This is a genomic window from Bacillus sp. NS1, assembly GCF_058248265.1.
Map to the genome: position 1 here is coordinate 226,397 of NZ_JBZAZF010000003.1, position 17,356 is coordinate 243,752.

15 protein-coding genes are annotated in these 17,356 nt (G+C 46.6%); 9 read left to right on the top strand and 6 right to left on the bottom strand.

The window, feature by feature from the left end:
- Positions 1 to 11: 11 nt before the first annotated feature.
- The 4 genes from AC4CV5_RS11570 to sspI form a co-directional block, all read right to left on the bottom strand.
- Positions 12 to 1,346, bottom strand: a complete 1,335-nt coding sequence (locus tag AC4CV5_RS11570) for a (Fe-S)-binding protein (RefSeq protein ID WP_490922820.1) — start codon at positions 1,344 to 1,346, stop codon at positions 12 to 14.
- Complete coding sequence (gene glcD / locus AC4CV5_RS11575; RefSeq protein ID WP_490922822.1) at positions 1,343 to 2,755, bottom strand: glycolate oxidase subunit GlcD; 1,413 nt, start codon at positions 2,753 to 2,755, stop codon at positions 1,343 to 1,345. Before glcD ends, AC4CV5_RS11570 begins: the two co-directional genes overlap by 4 nt.
- An 89-nt stretch (positions 2,756 to 2,844) precedes the next feature.
- The gene (locus tag AC4CV5_RS11580) at positions 2,845 to 3,966 is read right to left on the bottom strand and encodes a CdaR family transcriptional regulator (protein WP_490922823.1); all 1,122 of its coding nucleotides are present in this window, start codon (positions 3,964 to 3,966) and stop codon (positions 2,845 to 2,847) included.
- A gap of 68 nt (positions 3,967 to 4,034) precedes the next feature.
- Positions 4,035 to 4,250 carry a small acid-soluble spore protein SspI gene (gene sspI, locus AC4CV5_RS11585; RefSeq protein ID WP_166849881.1) on the bottom strand — a complete coding sequence of 72 codons (216 nt, stop codon included), beginning with the start codon at positions 4,248 to 4,250 and terminating at the stop codon, positions 4,035 to 4,037.
- A gap of 118 nt (positions 4,251 to 4,368) precedes the next feature.
- On the opposite strand from sspI, the gene AC4CV5_RS11590 reads away from it, so the two are divergent.
- Entirely contained in the window at positions 4,369 to 5,115 is a 747-nt protein-coding gene (locus AC4CV5_RS11590) for a TrmH family RNA methyltransferase (RefSeq protein ID WP_166849883.1), read from the top strand.
- 66 nt (positions 5,116 to 5,181) lie between these two features.
- On the opposite strand, the gene AC4CV5_RS11595 is transcribed toward AC4CV5_RS11590, so the two are convergent.
- Entirely contained in the window at positions 5,182 to 5,388 is a 207-nt protein-coding gene (locus AC4CV5_RS11595) for a hypothetical protein (protein ID WP_129507979.1), read from the bottom strand.
- 81 nt (positions 5,389 to 5,469) lie between these two features.
- On the opposite strand from AC4CV5_RS11595, the gene pheS reads away from it, so the two are divergent.
- Together pheS and pheT are read left to right on the top strand one after the other, a co-directional pair.
- A complete protein-coding gene (gene pheS / locus AC4CV5_RS11600; protein ID WP_041905775.1) occupies positions 5,470 to 6,504 on the top strand; it encodes a phenylalanine--tRNA ligase subunit alpha in 1,035 nt (344 codons plus the stop codon).
- 15 nt (positions 6,505 to 6,519) lie between these two features.
- The gene (gene pheT, locus AC4CV5_RS11605; protein WP_490922827.1) at positions 6,520 to 8,934 is read left to right on the top strand and encodes a phenylalanine--tRNA ligase subunit beta; all 2,415 of its coding nucleotides are present in this window, start codon (positions 6,520 to 6,522) and stop codon (positions 8,932 to 8,934) included.
- Positions 8,935 to 8,969: 35 nt separating this feature from the next.
- Here the strand turns inward: pheT and rnhC are convergent, their stop codons facing one another.
- Entirely contained in the window at positions 8,970 to 9,911 is a 942-nt protein-coding gene (rnhC, locus tag AC4CV5_RS11610) for a ribonuclease HIII (protein ID WP_373923760.1), read from the bottom strand.
- Positions 9,912 to 10,044: 133 nt separating this feature from the next.
- Between rnhC and zapA the strand changes: the two genes are divergently transcribed.
- From zapA to lcfA, 6 genes are all read left to right on the top strand, one after another.
- Complete coding sequence (gene zapA, locus AC4CV5_RS11615) at positions 10,045 to 10,302, top strand: cell division protein ZapA (RefSeq protein WP_166849891.1); 258 nt, start codon at positions 10,045 to 10,047, stop codon at positions 10,300 to 10,302.
- Between the two features lie 6 nt (positions 10,303 to 10,308).
- Positions 10,309 to 10,842, top strand: coding sequence for a CvpA family protein (locus AC4CV5_RS11620; protein WP_490922830.1), 534 nt, complete (start codon positions 10,309 to 10,311; stop codon positions 10,840 to 10,842).
- Between the two features lie 72 nt (positions 10,843 to 10,914).
- Positions 10,915 to 12,627: a DNA polymerase/3'-5' exonuclease PolX gene (gene polX / locus AC4CV5_RS11625; protein WP_222143304.1), complete on the top strand. Its 1,713-nt coding sequence runs from the start codon at positions 10,915 to 10,917 to the stop codon at positions 12,625 to 12,627.
- Positions 12,628 to 12,647: 20 nt separating this feature from the next.
- Positions 12,648 to 15,005, top strand: coding sequence for an endonuclease MutS2 (locus tag AC4CV5_RS11630; RefSeq protein ID WP_490922832.1), 2,358 nt, complete (start codon positions 12,648 to 12,650; stop codon positions 15,003 to 15,005).
- A gap of 14 nt (positions 15,006 to 15,019) precedes the next feature.
- On the top strand, positions 15,020 to 15,424 hold the full coding sequence (locus AC4CV5_RS11635; protein WP_003222485.1) for a DUF350 domain-containing protein: 405 nt from the start codon (positions 15,020 to 15,022) through the stop codon (positions 15,422 to 15,424).
- Between the two features lie 188 nt (positions 15,425 to 15,612).
- Entirely contained in the window at positions 15,613 to 17,289 is a 1,677-nt protein-coding gene (gene lcfA, locus AC4CV5_RS11640) for a long-chain-fatty-acid--CoA ligase LcfA (RefSeq protein ID WP_490922835.1), read from the top strand.
- Positions 17,290 to 17,356: the final 67 nt, after the last annotated feature.

The window sequence follows — 17,356 nt, forward strand, 5'->3', positions numbered from 1 at the left end:
TTTGGGCTTTCTTATGATGTTTGGCACCCTGCTGCTTCCAGGAGCAAATCAGCCAGGTGAACGGCTTTGACTTTACCGCTTAGTCCTTCGCGTTCAATGCCGAGCTTCATCTGCAGCAAACAGCCTGGATTTGCTGTCACAATGACGATCGCTTCGGTTGCTTTGACGGCAGCCATTTTACTGTCCAGTATTTTCATAGACATCTCAGCTTCCACAATGTTATAAATGCCCGCTGATCCGCAGCAACTGTCCGCTTTATCCATCTCTCTGAATTCGGCCCCCTTAATGCTTTGAAGAAGCTGGCGGGGCTCAAGCGACGTATGCATCACATTTCTTAGGTGGCATGAATCTTGATAGGTAATGATCTGCGGCGTCTCGAGTGCTAGGTCCATTTGATTGAAATCGAGTTCAACCAATACGGATGAAAAATCTTTCAGCTTCTGAGCAAATGCTGCAGCCCGCTCCGACCACTCAGGGTCATCCTTCAGCAAATGATCATATTCAGTGAGAAAGGCACCGCATCCTCCTGCGTTTGTAATGACAGCATCTACGTCTAACGCTTCGAAAGCAGCAATATTTTGTTTCGCGAGCTCTTTGCCCGCGTTTTTTTCACCGCTGTGCCCATGCAGTGCCCCGCAGCAAGCCTGTATAGGCGGAATGACAATGTCGCAGCCTGCCAGCTGCAGCAGCTTCAATGTGGCATTGTTGGTCGGCAAAAACATGGTATCCATTAAGCAGCCCGAAAAAAAGGCGACTCGTTTTTTCATGGGGCCAATTGACGGCAGCAAACGCGGACGATGCTTCATGTCTTTGCTTTTAGGAACATCAGGAAGAACAGCTTCCATCGTCCGCAAATGCTCAGGAAGGACGCGAAGCACACCAGTTTTATGCACAGCGGTTTGCAGTCCTGACCGCTGATACAAACCGATAAGGCTTACTGCTGAGCGCATGCGGTTTTGATGCGGAAACAGCCCATGAAAAGCCGTCTTTCGGATGACACGTGCGCCAAGCGAGTGTTTTTTATTTTGGTGGATAATATCTCTCGCTTCCTCAAGCAGCTGTCCGTATTTCACGCCTGACGGGCATACAGGTTCACAGGCGCGGCAGCCGAGGCAAAGTGACAGCGAACGTTCGACATCTTCATCCGGTTCAATCATACCGTCAGCTACGGCTTTCATTAAGGCGATGCGCCCGCGTGGAGAGTGAGTTTCCTGAAACCCTGACTCGATATAGGTTGGGCAGGAAGGAAGGCAGAAGCCGCAGCGCATACAATTCAAAAGCTCGCCTTCATCCATGCGCTCTTTGAACTCATTTTGGATCTGTTTCATTTCTTTATTTGTTGTCATCTTTCTGTCACCACACGTTTTCTGGCGTCTTTCGCAAACACTTTGCCCGGATTTAATATGTTCCGGGGATCAAATGCCGCTTTCATCGCTTTCATCGCGGCAATGCCTTCTTTTTTCAGTTTCATCTCCAAGTAGGGCGCTTTCATGGCCCCGACACCGTGCTCCCCGGTTATCGTGCCGCCAAGTTCAATCGCCTTCTCGAAAATCTCGGCAAAAGCCTGTTCGACACGCTCCATTTCATCCGCATTTCTTATGTCTGTCGTGCATGTCGGGTGAAGGTTTCCATCTCCCGCGTGGCCGAAGGTGCAAATGGAAATATCGTATTTAGCAGCAATGTCATTAATCGCTTTAACCATATTGGCGATTTCTGAGCGAGGAACGGTCGCGTCCTCTAAAATGGTTGTCGGCTTGAGGCGGGCAAGGGCAGAAAGTGCAGAACGCCGGGCTTCAGTCAGGGCAAATGCCTCCTCTTCGGTTTGAGCGGTCTGAATGGAAACAGCGTCGCCTTTTTTGCAGATCGCCTCAATCTTTTCCATATCCCGTGCAACGGTTTCAAGCGGTCCGTCTTGCTCGATTAACAGAACCGCCTTTGCATTTGTCGGAAGTCCGATTTTGGCATAATCCTCAATCACCAAAAGTGTAGGCTGGTCGAGAAACTCAAGCGTGGCGGGTATGATTTTTGCGGCAATAATGTCTGATACCGTTTGAGCAGCGGCGTCGATATCTTCATAAAGAGCAAGCAGTGTCTTCTTTGTTTCCGGCTTTGGAACGAGTTTGACGATGGCTTCTGTCACGACGCCGAGTGTTCCTTCTGAGCCGACAAAAAGGCGTGTGAGATCGTATCCGGCCACATCCTTTGCGAGTTTTCCGCCGGTGCGGATGATATCACCATTTGGAAGCACAACCTCCAGTCCAATGACATAGTCGCAGGTGACGCCGTATTTTAATCCGCGGAGCCCGCCGGAATTTTCATTGATGTTTCCGCCCATGGTTGATATTTTCATAGAACTCGGATCAGGCGGATAAAACAAACCCTTGCTTTCAACAGCGCGGATCATATCCAGCGTAATGACGCCCGGTTGGACTGTGGCGGTCAAGTTTTCTTCATCAATCTCAAGAATCCGGTTCATATGCTTAAAGAGAAGAACAAGTCCGCCTTCAGTCGGGCATGTGCCGCCGCACAGGTTTGTCCCTGATCCTCTCGGAACGATCGGCACGCGATGTTCGCTGCAAATCGTTAAAATTCGTGATACTTCATTTGTAGTCCTCGGTGCAATCACGGCATCAGGCATTGACTGAAACTGCGGCGTCGCATCATATGAATAGACGAGACGGCCGGCATTGGAGTCATCAAAGTTTTCCGGTCCGACGATTTGGATCAGTTGTTCTTTTACATCTTTGGTGATCATTTCACCATCCCCCTGTCAAAAAACGCTTCTAATCTATTGTAAAAGAAGAAAAGCAAATCATTCCATGGAGAAACATATAAAAAATGAAACTAAAACTCTCTCTGTTTTGTATCTTGATCTAAAAAATAGAGTGCAACATACATTGTGACGATATCCTCTGTACAGCCAAAACGAAGACCCGTCAGCTGTTCAGCCTTAGACAGGCGATAACGCAATGTATTGATGTGAATATGCATGTCTTCAGCGGTTTGTTTCAAAGACAAATCGTGATAAAAGAAAGTCCGTATCGTATTCATAAGCTCATGATGCTGAAGCGCCTCCCGGAATACTCTTTGCGGAAATTCATTTCGGGTATCCGGGCTGATCTCAGTCAGGCACATATCAAGCTTCAGATCCTCTTCGAATACGGGCATTTTTCGCTTAAGGCTGACAGCCAGCGCTTTTTCCGCTTGCTCATAGGAGTCTGTCAGGCTGGAGCTAGCCACAGGCCTTCCGGCTCCAGCTGCTGCAAATCGGCTGTTCGCGGCGGTCTGAGCAAACGAACAAATATGAAGAAGCTCCTGCAAAAGCCGGTCCCTTTGTTCATGCTTTGGCACTTCGTGATTGATCAGAATCCGTTCATTTCCCCACCTGACGAACATATCCGTAGGGTACGCAGATTTCCAGATATGTGTCATTTGCTTAATATCATGAGGTGACCACTCATACCCTTGAATGAGAATCATTTGGCGCCGGGAGGAAAGGTCAACTCCAAGAAGCTGGGCTTTCTCAAGAAAACCGGGAGACCACTCTTTTAATTGCAGCCAATCGATCATAAAGGACTCCAGCATTCTCTCACGCCATTGCGACTGCTCTAAATGCCACGATTCTTTAATGAACAGCTCTGTCATTTTCCTAAGCAGCTCCCCATAAGGCTGAATCTCAGCAGGCTCACCTGTCAGCCCGAAGACGGCGATCACATCACGGTCAGAAAATACAGGGAGATTCAGGCCTGCCTTCACTCCTTTTAATCTCTGTTCATCTTCTTTTGTAATAATGACGTTGTGTTTCTCTTTTGCGCAGATGAGCGCTCCTTCATGAAATTGTCCGACCCGTTCCTCATTTGTGCTTGCCATAATAAGACCTTCTGTGTTCACAATAATGACTTCACGTTGGTACATTTTTTTGACTTCAGCAATGATTTTTTTCGCTAATAACGGCTGTAAAAACATGGCGATCCCCCTCATCATGTTTTTATTATATAAGAAAAAAACCGGGCGCTGTCACCCGGTTTCATGTCTTATTGGGCGGGTTTTAATCCGCTTTCAAGCGTTTTTAGCATTTCGTTTTTCTCATCTTCGGATGCGTGCTGCCAAAGGACTTCGAATAAAACGCCGAGCCCCGGAAGCATTTTTTCTTCACCGCTTTGAATCGCATCCACAATTGTATGCTCAATCTGCTCCTGATTATTGCCGGTTACATTGGCAATGACGGCATGACGTAAATTAAGATCCATGTAAAACGCTCCTTTTTCTAAAATGTAATACGCATATTCTAACCCTGCTCCTGGTTTATTATGTGCTGTTCTTGCGATATAATAACATCATGTTAAAAAAAGGAGAGCCACACTGACAGTGAAACAAATAGAATCGGCAAAAAACCAAAAAGTGAAGGATTGGAAAAAGCTTCACACGAAAAAAGAAAGAACAAAAACGAATACATTTCTGATAGAGGGAGAACATCTTGTTGAAGAGGCGTTGAAGAGCCCGGGCATGGTGAAAGAAATCCTTGTAAAGGATGAGACGAAAATTCCGTCTGATCTAGATGTGAGCATCCAGTGCTACGTGCTGAGTGAAGATGCGTTTTCAGCTGTTACTGAAACCGAAACGCCTCAGCAGATCGCCGCTGTGTGCCATATGCCTGAAGAAAAACTGGCATTGCCTCAGCGGGTGCTGCTGATTGACGCTGTTCAAGATCCGGGAAACCTCGGCACGATGATTCGGACGGCTGATGCGGCTGGTTTAGATGCGGTTGTGCTCGGTGACGGCACGGCGGATGCTTATAACGGAAAAACACTGCGATCTGCGCAAGGATCTCACTTTCATATCCCTGTATTGAGAAGAAACCTGCATACATATGTGGATGAATTAAAGGCAGAGGGCGTAAAAGTGTACGGCACGGCGCTGCAAAACGGAGTGCCTTACCGGGATATGTCTCAGGCTGAATCCTTTGCCCTCATTGTAGGAAATGAAGGCGCAGGGGTGGATGCTGCCTTGCTGGAGAAAACGGATTTGAACCTGTACGTGCCGCTTTACGGACAGGCTGAATCACTGAACGTTGCGATTGCAGCTGCCATCCTCATGTACCACTTGCGAGGATAGTGTTGCGCGAAGCGTTGGATTTCTCTATAATAGAACATAATATTTGAAAAACCGTGACAGAGGACCTCAATTTCTGATCAACTGCTTTCCAGGGAGAAAATGCCGCTGACTGAGAGCATTTTTAACGCAGCCGGAAATTGGCTTCACCTCTTGAGTTGTCACCGGGACCGCGCACACTGCGCGTAAAGGTGAACCGGAATCTGATTCCGTTATGTCAATGAAGCTGACGACAGCATCAGTCTGTCTGAAATAAGGGTGGTACCGCGGCCACAACTCGTCCCTTGTACAAGGGACGGGTTTTTTTTGTTTTCCAAAGACATATAACGGTTTGTTTACATAAAAGGAGGATGCAAAATGGAAGAAAAGCTAAAACAGCTGGAACAAGAAGCTTTAGAACAAGTAGAAGCGGCAAGCTCATTAAAGGTTGTCAATGATATTCGGGTGCAATATCTCGGAAAAAAAGGGCCGATTACAGAAGTGCTGCGCGGAATGGGCAAACTTTCTGCTGAGGAACGTCCGAAAATGGGCGCGCTCGCGAACGAAGTAAGAGAGCGTATCGCCAATGCAATTGCTGTCAAAAACGAGAAGCTTGAAGAAGAGGAAATGAAGCAGAAGCTTGCAGGCCAGACAATCGATGTCACGCTGCCTGGGAACCCTGTCGCAGTCGGAGGCCGCCATCCGCTCACTGTTGTCATTGAAGAAATAGAAGATTTATTTATCGGCATGGGCTACACAGTCGAAGAAGGACCTGAGGTTGAAACGGATTACTACAACTTTGAATCGCTCAACCTTCCGAAAGAACACCCTGCGCGCGATATGCAGGACAGCTTTTACATCACAGAGGAAACTTTGATGAGAACGCAAACTTCTCCTGTGCAAACACGGACGATGGAAAAGCATGGAGGCAAAGGGCCGGTTAAAATCATTTGTCCGGGTAAAGTATACCGCCGCGATAACGATGATGCGACGCACTCTCACCAATTTATGCAAATTGAAGGGCTTGTCGTTGACAAAAACATCAGCATGAGTGATTTAAAAGGAACGCTTGAACTCGTTGCGAAAAAAATGTTCGGGCAAGACCGTGAAATCAGACTTCGCCCAAGCTTCTTCCCGTTTACTGAGCCTTCAGTAGAAGTAGACGTGACATGCTTTAAGTGCGGTGGAAACGGCTGCTCAGTATGTAAAGGAACTGGCTGGATCGAAATCCTCGGCGCTGGCATGGTTCACCCGAACGTGCTTAGAATGGCTGGCTTTGATCCGAAGGAATACCAGGGCTTCGCATTCGGAATGGGTGTTGAGCGCATCGCGATGCTGAAATACGGCATTGATGATATCCGCCACTTCTATACAAACGATGTCAGATTTATTTCGCAGTTTAAACAGGCGTAAGAGGAGGATGCTAGGATGTTTGTTTCTTATAAATGGTTAGAGGATTATGTTGATATAAAAGGCATGGACCCGGCTGTTCTTGCTGAAAAAATTACAAGAGCCGGCATTGAGGTTGAAGGAATTGAATACAAAGGAGAAGGCATCAAAGGCGTTGTCATCGGCCATGTGCTGGAGCGCGAGCAGCATCCGAATGCTGATAAGCTGAATAAGTGCCTTGTGGATATCGGAGCGGAAGCACCTGTACAAATCATTTGCGGCGCGCCTAATGTGGATAAAGGACAAAAAGTCGCAGTTGCAACAGTCGGAGCGGTGCTGCCGGGCAATTTCAAAATCAAAAAGGCAAAGCTTCGCGGTGAAGAATCTAACGGCATGATCTGTTCTTTACAGGAGCTTGGCATTGAAAGCAAGCTTGTGGCAAAAGAGTATGCAGAAGGCATTTTCGTATTCCCGAATGACGCTGAAACAGGAAGCGATGCCTTAGCAGCTTTACAGCTTGACGATGCGATTCTTGAGCTCGGTTTAACGCCAAACCGTGCGGATGCCATGAACATGCTTGGCGTTGCTTACGAGGTTGCAGCGATTTTAGACACAGATGTGAAACTGCCGCAAACGGATTATCAGGCTGCATCAGAACAAGCGTCTGATTACATCGCTGTCAAAGTCGAAGACCAAGAAGCGAACCCGCTATACACTGCAAAAATCATTAAAAACGTCACGATTGCTCCATCACCGCTTTGGATGCAGACGAAGCTGATGAATGCAGGCATTCGCCCGCACAACAACGTTGTCGACATCACAAACTTTGTCCTTTTGGAATACGGACAGCCGCTTCACGCGTTTGATTATGACAGATTCGGCTCCAAGGAAATCGTAGTAAGAAAAGCAGCTGAAAATGAAATGATCGTAACCCTTGATGAGCAAGAACGAAAGCTATCTGCTGATCACCTTGTCATTACGAACGGAACGAAAGCGCAAGCCGTTGCCGGTGTCATGGGCGGAGCAGAGTCAGAAGTTCAGGAAGATACGAAAACGATTTTGCTTGAGGCTGCGTTCTTCAATGGGCAGACGGTTCGCAAGGCTTCCAAAGACCTTGGTTTGAGAAGTGAATCAAGCGTAAGATTTGAAAAGGGCATTGATCCTGCGCGTGTACGTCTTGCAGCAGAACGGGCTGCACAGCTGATCCATCTGTATGCCGGCGGTGAAGTACTTAGTGGAACGGTTGAGGAAGACAACCTGACAATCGAAGCGAATAACATTCATGTATCTGCTGACAAAGTGAGCAACGTTCTCGGCATGACAATCAGCAAAGAAGAACTCATCAGCATTTACAAGCGTCTTGGTTTTACTGTCGGTGAAGCGAATGAACTTCTCGTTGTGACAGTGCCATCACGCCGCGGTGATATTACAATCGAAGAGGATTTAATTGAAGAGGCGGCAAGACTGTACGGCTACGATAACATTCCGTCTACGCTTCCTGAGACAGCAGGAACAACAGGCGGATTAACGCCGTATCAGGCAAAACGCCGTAAAGTCAGACGTTTTCTTGAAGGCGCAGGCTTATCACAAGCCATCACTTACTCACTGACAAACGAGAAGAAAGCGGCAGCGTTTGCGATTGAAAAATCATTGAACACTGTGCTCGCGCTACCGATGAGTGAAGAAAGAAGCATTCTCAGACACAGTCTTGTTCCGAATCTGCTTGACTCCGTTTCTTACAACCTGGCGAGACAGACGGACTCAGTGGCATTGTACGAAGTCGGCTCCGTTTTCCTGACGAAGGAAGAGGACACAAAACCTGTTGAAACAGAACGCGTGGCAGGAGCTGTTACGGGATTATGGCGCAAGCAGCTGTGGCAGGGCGAGAAAAAACCGGTTGATTTCTTTGTCGCCAAAGGAATCGTAGAAGGACTGTTAGATAAACTGAACGTCCTTGACAGCATTGAATTTGTTCAATCTGAACGCAAACAGCTGCACCCAGGCAGAACAGCGAACATTCTATTGAATGGTTCTCTAATAGGCTTCATCGGCCAAGTCCACCCTTCATTGGAAAAAGAACTGGATATAAAAGAGACATACGTGTTTGAGCTTGATCTTCATGCGCTGCTCGTAGCGGATACAGCGCCGCTTGTTTATACGGCGATTCCAAAATATCCGTCTGTGACACGTGATATCGCGCTTGTAACAGGTAAATCCGTCACAAGCGGCCAGCTCGAGAGCGTCATTAAAGAGGCTGGAGGCAAGCTTCTGAAAGAAGTATCTGTCTTTGACGTATACGAAGGCGAGCATATGGAGGAAGGCAAAAAGTCAGTTGCTTTCTCACTTCAATATGTCAATCCTGAACAAACACTGACTGAAGAAGAAGTGACAAAGGCGCACAGCAAAGTGCTGAAAGCGTTAGAAGACACATATCAGGCTGTTTTGAGAGGCTAATAAAAAAGCTTGCAGATTTCTCTGCAAGCTTTTTTCTATGAACGTTTTTTATCGGCAAGGCGCTGCGCTTTCTGCGTATTGGCAAAATGGAGTTTTGTAAAGGTTCTGAGAGCGGATGCCCCTTTTTTGAGAATCAGCTTCGCAGCCGCTTCATCCACGTGCGGGCCGGCCCCTTTCGGAAGTGTCATTCCTGCCTCACGCGACAGTTTATCCATTTCCATTAAAAACGAATATCTTGCAATGATTGAAGCGGCGGCGACTGACAAGTGAATGCCTTCAGCCTTTGTGCTGAAATAGGTCCGCTCCTTCACAATGTCTCTGCCCTTCAAATGATTGAAGTAGACGCCTGGCTCAGCGAATTGGTCAATCAAAATGGCCTCAGGCTTTACCCCATCCATTTTTCTTAACAAATGGGTGATGGCTTGATTGTGCAGCAAAGCCTTCATTTTCCCTTGGCTCATGCCTTTTTCCTGCATGCTGTTGTACTTTTCGTTCTTTAACACCAGCAGGCTGTACGGAATGGTTTTGATGAGGTTTCGGGCAATCTCAATGATTTGCGGATCCTTTAAGTCTTTAGAGTCCTTAACACCGAGTTCCTTCATTAAAGGAAGCATGGTTTTGTCGACGTACGCGCATACAACCGTCATCGGGCCAAAGTAATCTCCGGTTCCGACCTCATCAGAGCCGATAACAGACATGCCGGCGATATCTGCCGGAGGGGCATAACGGGGATCGGCCGGCTTTTTGGCCGTTTTTTTCTTTTCCTGCGGCTCGGCTGTTCCCCAGCGTGCGGATTCTACAGCTGCGTTTTTGCCTTGAAACAAGACTTTGCCGGATTTATATGCTGTAATGGTACAGCCTGGCGGTTTCGCCTGAAAAACGGCTCCCTGCGGAACAGAGGCAGTAAGCGAACCGCTGTACGTCGTTTTCATTTGGTCAATAGCAGACAACGATACTTTTATCACAGAATGGGACACGTAATAATCTCCTTTTTTTACACTTTTCGCTGTATATACCAGTGTATCATAACAGCGGGAGGCTCGTCTTTCCATTCATTTAATAAACGTGTTATGATAAGAACTAGGATTCTCACGGAATGGAGGAGAAACGTTGTCTGACGGCAAAAAAACAAAAACAACCGTTGACATTTACGGCCAGCACTTCACGATTATCGGTGAAGAAAGCAGAGCCCATATGAGGTATGTCGCCGGAATTGTTGATGATAAAATGAGAGAAATCAATGAAAAAAATCCATACCTTGATATAAATAAACTTGCAGTGCTGACAGCGGTAAATGTGGTGCACGATTATGTCAAATTACAAGAGAAATATGAGAAACTGGAGCGTCAGCTTAAAGAAAAGGATTGAACAACTATGCTAGATATCATCATCTTAATCTTGCTCCTGATGGGGACTTTACTGGGGTTAAAACGCGGTTTTATCCTGCAGTTTATCCGCTTGACGAGCTTTATTCTATCGATCGCCTTTGCGGCTTTATTCTATAAAAATGTGGCGCCGCATTTAAAGTGGATTCCCGCACCCGACTTTTCAGCGGGACAGCCGGCTCTTTCTTTTTTTACGGGAAATTTGGAAGCGGCCTACTATAATGCGATTGCGTTTATCGTTTTATTTATCATCGCTAAAATCTTACTGAGAATCATCGGCTCATTCCTGAGTATTGTAGCCGGCATTCCGGTGATCAAACAAATCAACCAGGTGCTGGGCGCCATTCTCGGTTTTCTAGAAGTCTATTTATTTACATTTGTGCTGCTGTATGTCGCATCCGTGCTTCCGGTAGATGCTCTGCAGCAAATGATGGGGCAATCGTCTCTCGCAAATGTGATCATTAACCATACACCGTATTTGTCAGGGCTTTTAGAAGAGCTGTGGACACAGTACGGGGCATAAAAAACTTCTCTTGTCCGGAGAAGTTTTTTTCGAGTATGATGGAAACATATGTGAACGTCTGGGGGTTATTGTATGCATAAAAAAGATATTATCCGGCTGCTTGAAACCATTGCAGTCTACATGGAGCTCAAAGGGGACAACCCGTTTAAAGTATCAGCCTTCCGAAAAGCAGCGGCAGCCCTGGAACAGGACGACCGCAGCTTATCAGAAATGGACGATATGATGTCGCTGTCCGGCATTGGAAAAGGAACGTACAGCGTCATTAAAGAGTATATAGATGAAGGAAAGTCAAGCACGCTCGAATCGCTGCAGAAAGAAGTGCCGGAAGGGCTCGTGCCTTTATTGAAGCTGCCGGGGCTCGGCGGCAAAAAAATCGCAAAGCTGTATAAAGAGCTCGGCGTACATGATGCAGAATCTCTAAAGGAAGCCTGTGAACAGCAAAAGGTACAAGGCCTTGCGGGCTTCGGCAAAAAATCAGAAGAAAAAATATTACAAGCGCTCGGAGAAGCTGGAAAACAGCCTGAGCGGTTCCCGATCGGCTACGCCCTCCGGATCGCCCGGGACATTGAAGAGCATCTTTCTCAATTTACGGATATCATTAAATTTTCTCGTGCCGGAAGTCTACGCAGAGCGCGGGAAACGGTGAAGGATCTGGATTATATCATTGCCACAGATCATCCGGCTGAAGTAAGAGAGCAGCTTCTTGCATTGCCAAACATCAAAAGCGTGATCGCGAGCGGAGATACGAAGGTGTCTGTCATCCTTTCCTTTGAATATGAAACAAGCGTCGATTTTCGTCTTGTGACGGAAGAGCAGTTTCCGACAACACTTCATCATTTTACAGGATCAAAGGATCACAACATTAAGATGCGCCAAATCGCGAAAGAACGCGGGGAGCGGATCAGTGAATACGGCGTCGAGACAGTTGAAACAGGAGACATCAAAACATTCCCGAGTGAACGTGAATTTTATGCGCACTTCGGATTGCCGCTGATTCCGCCGGAGCTCCGTGAAAGCGGGCAAGAAGTGGAAACTTACAGCGACAGTATTGAACTGATACAGTCCGGGCAAATCAAAGGAGATCTCCACATGCACTCAACGTGGAGCGATGGCGCGTTTTCGATCAGAGAGATGGCCGAAGCATGCATGAATAAAGGCTATCAATATATGGCGATCACCGATCACTCGCAATATTTAAAGGTCGCCAACGGGCTGACTGCAGAAAGACTCAAGCAGCAGGCAAAAGAGATTGACGCACTTAATGCGGAATTTGAGAATTTCCGTATCTTAAAAGGTGTCGAGATGGATATCCTGCCTGATGGCACGCTTGATTATGATGACGACGTGCTGGCAGACATGGATATCGTCATTGCATCGATTCATTCCAGCTTTAATCAGCCGGAACACGTCATTATGAAACGGCTTGAGACGGCACTGACCAACAAGCATGTTGACATTATCGCACATCCGACCGGACGCCTTATCGGCAGACGGGCCGGTTACGAAATTGATATTGATAAGCTGATTGAGCTTGCGAAGAAAACAAATACGGCGCTTGAACTCAACGCCAACCCTGCGCGTCTCGATCTGCGCACAGAACATTTAATCAAAGCAAACGAACAAGGGGTTACATTGGTAATTAATACCGACGCCCATAATATTGAGATGTTAGACGATATGAAAACTGGCGTTACTGCCGCGCGCAAAGGATGGACGGAAACGAAAAACGTTTTGAATGCCCGATCGCTTGAAGACGTAGAGGCATTCCTGAAGCGCAACGATTAAGTAAGGAGGCTCACACAATCGTGCAGCAAAAAGTATTATCAGCTCTTGAATTTCATAAAGTGAAAGAACAGGTTATTGAGCATGCCGCTTCATCGCTCGGAAAAGAAATGCTTCTCGAGCTTAAGCCTTCTGCTTCTATAGATGAAATCAAAAAACAGCTGGATGAAGTAGACGAAGCTTCTGCCATTATCCGGCTGAGAGGCCAGGCACCATTTGGCGGCCTTACTGATATCAGAGGAGCGTTAAGACGGGCCGAAATCGGCAGCGTTCTCAGCCCCTCAGAATTCACTGAAGTCTCAGGCCTGCTTTATGCAGTTAAACAAATGAAACATTTTATCAGCCAAATGGCTGAAGACGGCGTCGATATCCCGCTGATCTATCAGCATGCGGAACAGCTTATCACGCTGTCCGATTTAGAGCGGGACATTAATTCCTGCATCGATGATCACGGAGAAGTGCTTGATCACGCGTCGGAAACATTAAGAGGAATCCGCACACAGCTCAGAACACTTGAATCGAGAATCAGAGACCGGTTAGAGTCGATGCTGCGCTCTTCTTCCGCTTCAAAAATGCTGTCTGATACGATCGTCACGATTCGGAATGACCGCTTTGTGATTCCGGTCAAACAAGAGTACAGGTCAAGCTATGGAGGAATTGTGCACGATACTTCTTCCTCAGGCGCGACACTATTCATTGAACCACAGGCGATTGTCGATATGAACAACTCGCTTCAGCAGGCGAAAGTGAAAGAAAAACAAGAAATTGAACGGATTTTGCGCGTGCTGACAGAGCAAACGGCTGAACACACAGAAGAGCTCTTTCTAGATTTGCGCGTACTGCAGACGCTGGACTTTATTTTTGCAAAAGCAAGATACGCAAAAGCGGTCAAAGCGACAAAACCGATTATGAACGACAACGGCTTTGTCCGTTTAAAAAAAGCCCGCCATCCATTACTTCCGCCTGATCAGGTGGTTGCCAATGACATCGAGCTTGGCGGCGATTTTTCAACCATTGTCATTACAGGGCCAAACACCGGGGGGAAAACAGTCACCCTTAAAACGTTAGGCCTGTTAACTTTGATGGCGCAATCCGGTCTTCATATTCCGGCAAATGAAGGGTCAGAAGCCGCGGTATTTGAGCATGTATTCGCTGATATCGGCGATGAACAGTCGATTGAGCAAAGCTTAAGTACGTTCTCATCCCATATGGTGAACATTGTCGGCATTTTAGAACATGTCAATGAGAACAGCCTAGTGCTCTTCGATGAACTGGGCGCAGGGACAGACCCGCAGGAAGGGGCGGCCCTCGCTATGAGCATCTTGGATGACGTGCATCGCACCAATGCAAGAGTATTAGCTACGACGCATTATCCTGAATTGAAGGCGTACGGTTATAACAGAGAAGGCGTCATGAATGCAAGCGTCGAATTTGACATCGAAACGCTGTCGCCAACCTATAAACTTTTAATTGGTGTGCCGGGACGAAGCAACGCCTTCGAAATTTCAAAACGCCTTGGACTCCCGGACCATATCATCGGGCAGGCGAAGTCAGAAATGACGGCCGAGCATAACGAAGTCGATACGATGATTGCGTCGCTGGAACAAAGCAAAAAACGTGCGGAAGAAGAGCTTTCTGAGACAGAATCAATCAGAAAAGAAGCCGAAAAGCTGCATAAAGAGCTGCAACAGCAAATCATCGAGCTCAACAGCAAAAAAGACAAAATGCTCGAGGAGGCTGAACAGCAAGCGGCTGAAAAAGTAAAAGCGGCAACAAAAGAAGCCGAAGACATTATTCATGAATTGCGCTCAATAAAGGAAGAACACAAATCCTTTAAGGATCACGAGCTGATCAACGCGAAGAAACGGTTAGAAGGCGCAGTTCCTACCTTTGAAAAGTCCAAAAAACCAGAAAAACCGAAAACGCAAAAACGCGACTTCAAACCAGGTGATGAGGTGAAAGTCCTCACCTTTGGGCAAAAAGGAACACTGCTCGAAAAAACCGGCGGCAATGAATGGAATGTTCAAATCGGCATTTTAAAAATGAAAGTAAAAGAAAAAGATTTGGAGTTTATCAAATCAGCCCCGGAACCGAAAAAAGAAAAAATCATTACAGCGGTTAAGGGAAAGGATTATCACGTATCGCTTGAACTTGATCTTCGCGGCGAACGCTATGAAAATGCCCTCAGCCGTGTAGAAAAATACTTGGATGATGCAGTGTTAGCGGGATATCCAAGAGTGTCAATTATCCATGGAAAAGGAACCGGCGCTTTAAGAAAAGGCGTGCAGGATCTTCTGAAAAACCACCGCAGCGTCAAAAGCGCCCGTTTTGGTGAAGCAGGTGAGGGAGGATCTGGCGTAACGGTTGTTGAACTAAAATAAAAGGGAGTATGGCCATGAGTGATTTTTGGGAAAACGAGCTTGTGGAAATCGCGGCGTATTACAGTGTCGCGGTTCTCTGCCTCGTCCTCTTTTTGACTGTGTTTGAGCTGGTGACGGCTTATAAAAACTGGGAAGAGATTCAAAAAGGAAATCTTGCGGTGGCAATGGCGACCGGCGGAAAAATTTTAGGAATCGCAAACGTATTTCAGCACTCCATCTCCCAGCACAATTCTCTGCTGCAAATGATCGGCTGGGGCGTTTACGGGTTTGTTATGCTTCTGCTCAGCTACTTTATTTTTGAATTTTTGACTCCTCGGTTTAAAATTGATAAGGAAATTGAGAATGATAACCGGGCTGTCGGCTTTATTTCATTTGTCATTTCTGTCGGGCTTTCATTTGTGGTGGCAGCCGGAATATAAGGGGACGGAGAATAGATGGAAAAGCTTGCAAAAGTACTGCTCGCCGCGGCGGGAATCTTTTTGTTAATTGGTCTTATATATCTGTTCGTATTATGAGAAAAAGAAAGATTTACCTTTCTTTTTCTTTTTTTTGCTGTCCATCTGCTATAATGATAGGGTGGAACTCAAAAACCGAAAGGGGAGGTTTTATGCAGTCTCAAAAGCCGTGGCTTGCCGAGTATCCCGACAATATCCCGCATGAGCTTCCGTTGCCGAACAAAACCCTGCAATCCATCCTGACAGACTCCGCCGCACAATTCCCTGACAAAACTGCAATATCTTTTTATGGAAAAAAACTCACCTTTCATGACATTCTGACGGATGCTCTTAAACTCGCAGCTTTTTTACAGGGCAATGGCCTGCAAAAAGGAGACAGAGTGGCTGTCATGCTGCCCAATTGCCCGCAAGCAGTGATTTCTTATTATGGCGTCTTGTTTGCCGGCGGCATCGTGGTGCAGACGAATCCGCTCTATACCGAGCATGAGCTTGAATACCAGCTTAGAGATGCTGAGGCAAGCGTAATCATCACCTTAGATTTGCTTTTCCCGAAGGCGATAAAAATGAAAACGTTATCAATTGTTGATCAGATTTTGATAACCAGCGTAAAAGACTATTTGCCTTTTCCGAAGAATATTCTTTACCCGCTGACACAAAAACAAAAAGTGCATATTGACTTTGACAAAAAAGATCACATTCACATGTTCTCTTCCAGTATGAGGGAGGAAAAAACTGAGCTGACAATCCCGAAGATCGATCCTGAGCATGATATTGCTGTCCTCCAGTATACCGGAGGAACAACGGGGGCTCCAAAAGGAGTCATGCTCACGCACCAAAATATTTTAGCCAACACTGAAATGTGCTCCGCTTGGATGTACGATGTGAAGAGAGGGGCTGAAAAAGTGCTTGGCATCGTCCCATTTTTTCACGTCTACGGACTGACGGCAGTGATGAATTATTCGATTAAACTAGGCTTCGAAATGATTCTTCTTCCTAAGTTTGATCCGCTCGAAACGCTCAAAATCATCGAAAAACAAAAACCGACGCTCTTTCCGGGCGCACCGACAATTTATATTGGCCTTTTGCATCACCCCGAATTGCAGCATTATGATCTGTCATCCATTAAAAGCTGTCTTAGCGGATCAGCCGCGCTTCCTGTGGAGGTAAAGCAGAAATTTGAAAAGGTGACTGGCGGAAAGCTTGTGGAAGGCTACGGCTTGTCTGAGGCATCTCCAGTGACACATGCTAATTTTATCTGGGGGAAAAACAAGCCAGGCAGTATTGGCTGTCCTTGGCCGAGTACTGATGCAGCGATCTATTCGGAAGAGACGGGTGAGCTTGCCGCGCCGTATGAACATGGTGAAATCATTGTAAAAGGTCCGCAAGTCATGAAAGGATATTGGAACAAACCGGAGGAAACCGCCGCTGTACTGAGAGACGGCTGGCTGTTCACCGGAGACATGGGCTATATGGATGAAGAGGGCTTTTTCTATATTGCCGACAGGAAGAAGGACATCATCATCGCCGGCGGCTATAATATTTACCCGCGTGAAGTAGAAGAAGCGCTTTATGAACATGAAGCCATCCAAGAAATTGTCGTTGCCGGTGTACCCGATTCCTACAGGGGAGAAACAGTAAAAGCATTTGTCGTGTTAAAGAAAGGCGCAAAAGCCGATGCAGAAGAATTGGACAGTTTTGCGCGATCCCGCCTCGCTCCTTACAAGGTGCCGAAAGCCTATGAGTTCAGAAAAGAGCTGCCGAAAACAGCAGTCGGAAAAATTTTAAGAAGACGTTTACTTGAAGAAGCAGAAAATCATCATGTCAAATAACATATGACATAAGAAAATAGAGAACACCTGCGAATAAACTTGACAAAGCCGAAAATCCTTTTTATCA

Coding starts and splice junctions, on each gene's coding strand:
- AC4CV5_RS11570 (WP_490922820.1), bottom strand. CDS start 1,346: ATGACAACAAATAAAGAAATGAAACAGATCCAAAATGAGTTCAAAGAG.
- glcD (WP_490922822.1), bottom strand. CDS start 2,755: ATGATCACCAAAGATGTAAAAGAACAACTGATCCAAATCGTCGGACCG.
- AC4CV5_RS11580 (WP_490922823.1), bottom strand. CDS start 3,966: ATGTTTTTACAGCCGTTATTAGCGAAAAAAATCATTGCTGAAGTCAAA.
- sspI (WP_166849881.1), bottom strand. CDS start 4,250: ATGGATCTTAATTTACGTCATGCCGTCATTGCCAATGTAACCGGCAAT.
- pheS (WP_041905775.1), top strand. CDS start 5,470: ATGGAAGAAAAGCTAAAACAGCTGGAACAAGAAGCTTTAGAACAAGTA.
- pheT (WP_490922827.1), top strand. CDS start 6,520: ATGTTTGTTTCTTATAAATGGTTAGAGGATTATGTTGATATAAAAGGC.
- AC4CV5_RS11620 (WP_490922830.1), top strand. CDS start 10,309: ATGCTAGATATCATCATCTTAATCTTGCTCCTGATGGGGACTTTACTG.
- polX (WP_222143304.1), top strand. CDS start 10,915: ATGCATAAAAAAGATATTATCCGGCTGCTTGAAACCATTGCAGTCTAC.
- AC4CV5_RS11635 (WP_003222485.1), top strand. CDS start 15,020: ATGAGTGATTTTTGGGAAAACGAGCTTGTGGAAATCGCGGCGTATTAC.
- lcfA (WP_490922835.1), top strand. CDS start 15,613: ATGCAGTCTCAAAAGCCGTGGCTTGCCGAGTATCCCGACAATATCCCG.